We start from the raw sequence: 4,739 nt of genomic DNA on the forward strand, positions 1-4,739 counted from the left end.
ACCGGGGGCGGTGGTGGTGCGGACGGCTGCCGCCAGGGCCGCTGCGAGGGCGGCCGTCGCCGGGTTCCGGCCGGGGGCCGGGGCGGTCAGGCCGCCCAGGTGCCGGTCGTAGAACCCGGTGTCCAGGCGCGCCGCCGCGAAGTCCGGGTGGCGCAACGACCGTACGAGCAGGTCGCGGTTGGTGACCGGGCCGTGGATCCGGGCCCGCTCCAGCGCGCGGGCCAGCAGCCGGACGGCCCCGGCGCGGGTCGGGGCGTGGGCGATCACCTTGGCGAGCATCGGGTCGTAGTGCACGCCGATGGTGTCGCCGCCGGTGTACCCGGTGTCCAGGCGCAGGCCCGGCGCGTCCGGCACGTCCAGGGCGAGGAGCGCGCCGGTCTGCGGCTGCCAGTCGTGGGCGGGGTCCTCGGCGTAGAGCCGGGCCTCGACCGCGTGGCCCGACGGCGACGGGGGCGTCGGTTCCAGCGGCTCGCCCTCCGCGACCCGCAGTTGCAGCGCGACCAGGTCGATCCCGAACACGGCCTCCGTGACCGGGTGTTCGACCTGAAGGCGGGTGTTCATCTCCAGGAAGTACGGGCGTCCCCCGGCGGAGACGAGGAACTCCACGGTCCCCGCACCCCGGTAGCCGACCGCCCGGGCCGCCGCCACCGCCGCGTCGCGCAGCCGGGTGCGCAGGGCGTCGTCCAGGCCGGGGGCGGGGGCCTCCTCGATGACCTTCTGGTGGCGGCGCTGGAGCGAGCAGTCCCGGGTGCCGAGGGCCCACACGGTGTCGTGCTCGTCCGCCATCACCTGGACCTCGACGTGCCGGCCGCGCTCCACGTACGGCTCGGCGAAGACCTCGCCGTCCCCGAAGGCGGACGCGGCCTCGGCGGCGGCCGCCAGCAGTTCGCCCGGGAGCGCGCCGAGTTCGCGGACGACGCGCATGCCGCGTCCGCCGCCGCCCGCCGCCGCCTTCAGCAGCAGCGGCAGCTCGTCCTCCCCGGCCGTCGCCGGGTCCACGGGGGCCAGCAGCGGCACCCCCGCCCCGGCCATCAGCTCCTTGGCCCGGGTCTTGGACGCCATCAGCTCGATGGCCTTCACCGGCGGGCCCACCCACACCAGGCCCGCGTCCTGCACGGCGGCGGCGAAGGCGGCGTTCTCGGAGAGGAAGCCGTAGCCGGGGTGCACGGCGTCCGCCCCGGCGGCCAGCGCGGCTGCCACGACGAGGTCGCCGCGCAGATACGTGTCGGCGGGGGCCGCGCCCGGCAGGCGCACGGCGAGGTCGGCCTCCCGTACGTGCAGGGCGCCGGCGTCCGCGTCGGAGTGCACGGCGACCGTGGTGATGCCCAGGTCACGGCAGGTGCGGAAGATCCGGCAGGCGATCTCGCCCCGGTTGGCGACGAGCAGGGTCTGGATCACGTCACTCCTCATGGGCGGGTCACATCCGGAAGACGCCGAAGCCGCCGCGGGCGCCCTCGACCGGTGCGGTGTGGATCGCGGACAGGCACAGGCCGAGGACGGTCCGGGTGTCGCGCGGGTCGATGACCCCGTCGTCGTACAGCCGCCCGGACAGGAACACCGGCAGCGACTCCGCCTCGATCTGCTGCTCCACCATCGCCCGCAGCCCGGCGTCCGCCTCGTCGTCGTACGGCTGCCCCTTCGCGGCGGCGGAGGCGCGGGCGACGATGGACAGGACCCCGGCGAGCTGCTGCGGGCCCATCACGGCGGACTTGCTGCTCGGCCAGGCGAAGAGGAAGCGCGGGTCGTAGGCGCGGCCGCACATCCCGTAGTGACCGGCCCCGTAGGACGCCCCCATCAGGACCGACAGATGCGGGACCTTCGAGTTGGCGACCGCGTTGATCATCATCGCGCCGTGCTTGATGATGCCGCCCTGCTCGTACTCCTTTCCGACCATGTAGCCGGTGGTGTTGTGGAGGAAGAGCAGCGGGATGTCGCGCTGGTTCGCCAACTGGATGAACTGGGCGGCCTTCTGGGACTCCTCACTGAACAGCACCCCCTGCGCGTTGGCGAGGATCCCCACCGGGTAGCCGTGCAGCCGCGCCCAGCCGGTGACCAGGCTCGTCCCGTACAGCGGTTTGAACGCGTCAAAGTCCGAGCCGTCGACCAGCCGGGCGATGACCTCGCGCGGGTCGAAGGGGGCCTTCAGGTCGCCGGGGACGATGCCGAGCAGTTCGTCCTCGTCGTACTTCGGCGGCTCGGCCGGGCCCGGATCGGCGTGTGCCTTGCGCCAGTTGAGCCGGGCGACGATGCGTCGGGCCTGCCGGATCGCGTCGTGCTCGTCGACGGCGAAGTGGTCGGCGAGCCCGGAGGTGCGGGCGTGCATCTCGGCGCCGCCGAGGGACTCGTCGTCGCTCTCCTCGCCGGTCGCCATCTTCACCAGGGGTGGTCCGCCGAGGAAGACCTTGGACCGCTCCTTGATCATCACCGTGTGGTCGGACATGCCGGGGACGTACGCGCCTCCGGCCGTCGAGTTGCCGAACACGACGGCCACGGTGGGGATTCCGGCGGCGGAGAGCCGGGTGAGGTCGCGGAAGAGGGCACCGCCCGGGATGAAGATCTCCTTCTGGGACGGCAGGTCGGCCCCGCCGGACTCCACCAGGCTGACGCAGGGCAGCCGGTTGGCGAAGGCGATCTCGTTGGCGCGCAGGGCCTTCTTCAGCGTCCACGGGTTCGAGGCACCGCCGCGCACGGTCGGGTCGTTGGCGGTGATCAGGCACTCGACGCCCTCCACCACCCCGATCCCCGTCACGAGCGAGGCGCCGACCGCGTAATCGCTGCCCCAGGCGGCCAGCGGCGACAGCTCCAGGAACGGGGTGTCGGGGTCGACGAGCAGCTCGATCCGCTCGCGGGCCGGGAGCTTGCCGCGCTTCCGGTGCCGGGCGACGTACTTCTCGCCGCCGCCCGCGAGCGCCTTGGCGTGCTCGGTCTCCAGTTCGGCGAGCTTGGCCACCATGGTGGCCCGGTTGGCCGCGTACTCGGGGCCGTCGGTGTCGAGCCCGGTGGGCAGGACGGTCATGCGGTCACCTCCGGGAGGGGGACGCCTTCCAGCAGCGCTACGGGGACGGGGAGCGAGCGGGACCGCAGCCACTCCCCCAGCGCCTTGGCCTGCGGGTCGAAGCGGGCCCGGGCGGCGACGCCCTCGCCCAGGAGGCCGTGCACGGTGAAGTTCAGGGCGCGGAGATTGGGCAGCACATGGCGCACGACGGTCAGGGCGGCGGTCTCCGGGAGGAGTTCCTTCAGCCGCTCGACGGTCAGCTCGTGCGCCAGCCAGCGCCAGGCATCGTCGTCGCGCACCCAGACGCCCACGTTGGCGTCGCCGCCCTTGTCGCCGCTGCGGGCGCCCGCGATCAGACCGAGCGGTGCGCGCCGGGTGGGTGCGGCGGCCGGGTAGGGCTCGGGCAGCGGCGGCTCGCCCAGTGCGGTCAACTCCTGGGTGTGGGTCGGCGGTTCCTGTACCTCTCTGCGGCCGTCCGGGAGTACGGCGGTGTGCTCGACGTCCGCCGCCGGTACGGGCCTGGCCTCGAACACCCCGTAGGGCTCGCCCTTTCCGGGCGGGGCGGTGACGTGGAAGCCCGGGTAGCTGCCGAGGGCCAGTTCCACGGCCGCCCCGGAGACGGCCCGGCCGACCGCGTCGGCGTCCTGGTCGCGGACGACGAGCCGCAGCAGGGCGCTGGCCCGCTCCTCGGTGCCGGCGTCCGCGTGGTCGGTCCGGGCCAGTTCCCAGCGCACCTCGGCGGGCCCGCGCCCGCCGGCCCGCTCCAGGGCGTCGGCGAACTGGTCCTTCACCAGGTCCGCCTTGGCCTCGACGTCCAGGCCGGTGAGGACGAAGACGACCTCGTTGCGCCAGCCGCCGAGCCGGGTGAGTCCCGCCTTGAGGGTGGGCGGCGGGGCCTCGCCGCGTACGCCGTCGACCCGGACCCGGTCCGGGCCGTCCGGGGTCAGCGTCACGGTGTCGAGGCGGGCGGTGACGTCGGGGCCCGCGTACCGGGCTCCGCCGGTCTCGTAGAGGATTTGGGCGGTGACGGTGCCGATGTCGACGATCCCGCCCGTACCCTCGTGCTTGGTGATGACCGAGGAGCCGTCGGCGTGGATCTCGGCGAGCGGGAAGCCGGGGCGGCGGAGGAGGCGTGCGTCGTGTTCGCGGAAGAAAGCGTAGTTCCCGCCGGTCGCCTGCGTACCGCACTCCAGGACGTGCCCGGCGACGACGGCCCCCGCGAGCGCGTCCAGGTCGTCCGGGCCCCAGCCGAAGTGGGCGGCGGCGGGCCCGGTGACCAGGGCCGCGTCGGTGACCCGGCCGGTGACGACGACATCCGCCCCGGCCCGCAGGCAGGCGGCGATCCCGGAGCCGCCGAGGTAGGCGTTGGCGGTGAGGTACCCGTCCGGGACGGGCAGGCCGTCGCCCTCGACGTGGGCGACGGTGACGGGCACGCCGACCTTCTCCGCCAACTGCCGTACGGCGACGGCCAGTCCGGCCGGGTTGAGGCCGCCCGCGTTGGCGACGATGCGCACCCTGTGCTCGTGGGCGAGGCCGAGCCCTTCCTCCAGCTGGCGCAGGAAGGTGGTGGCGTAGCCCTTGTCCGGGTCCTTGAGGCGGCTGCGGCCGAGGATGAGCATGGTCAGCTCGGCGAGGTAGTCCCCGGTGACGACGTCGAGGGGGCCGCCGGTGAGCATCTCGCGCAGCGCGTCGAAGCGGTCTCCGTAGAAGCCGGAGGCGTTGCCGATCCGGAGGGGCGCGGGGG

Annotated in this window: 3 protein-coding genes; all 3 read right to left on the minus strand. The window is 74.2% G+C overall.

All coding sequences use genetic code 11. The features are described 5' to 3' along the window. Positions 1-1,410: acetyl/propionyl/methylcrotonyl-CoA carboxylase subunit alpha (locus HET64_RS36655; protein WP_215111558.1), on the minus strand; the 1,410-nt coding region annotated here is incomplete at its 3' end. Between the two features lie 7 nt (positions 1,411-1,417). Then, a complete protein-coding gene (locus tag HET64_RS36660; protein WP_215111559.1) occupies positions 1,418-3,016 on the minus strand; it encodes an acyl-CoA carboxylase subunit beta in 1,599 nt (532 codons plus the stop codon). Continuing rightward, the coding region (locus HET64_RS36665; RefSeq protein ID WP_215111560.1) for an acyclic terpene utilization AtuA family protein at positions 3,013-4,739 on the minus strand (1,727 nt) is incomplete at its 5' end. The genes HET64_RS36660 and HET64_RS36665, both read right to left, overlap by 4 nt.

It is taken from the genome of Streptomyces sp. McG3, from assembly GCF_018619185.1.
GTDB lineage: Bacteria > Actinomycetota > Actinomycetes > Streptomycetales > Streptomycetaceae > Streptomyces.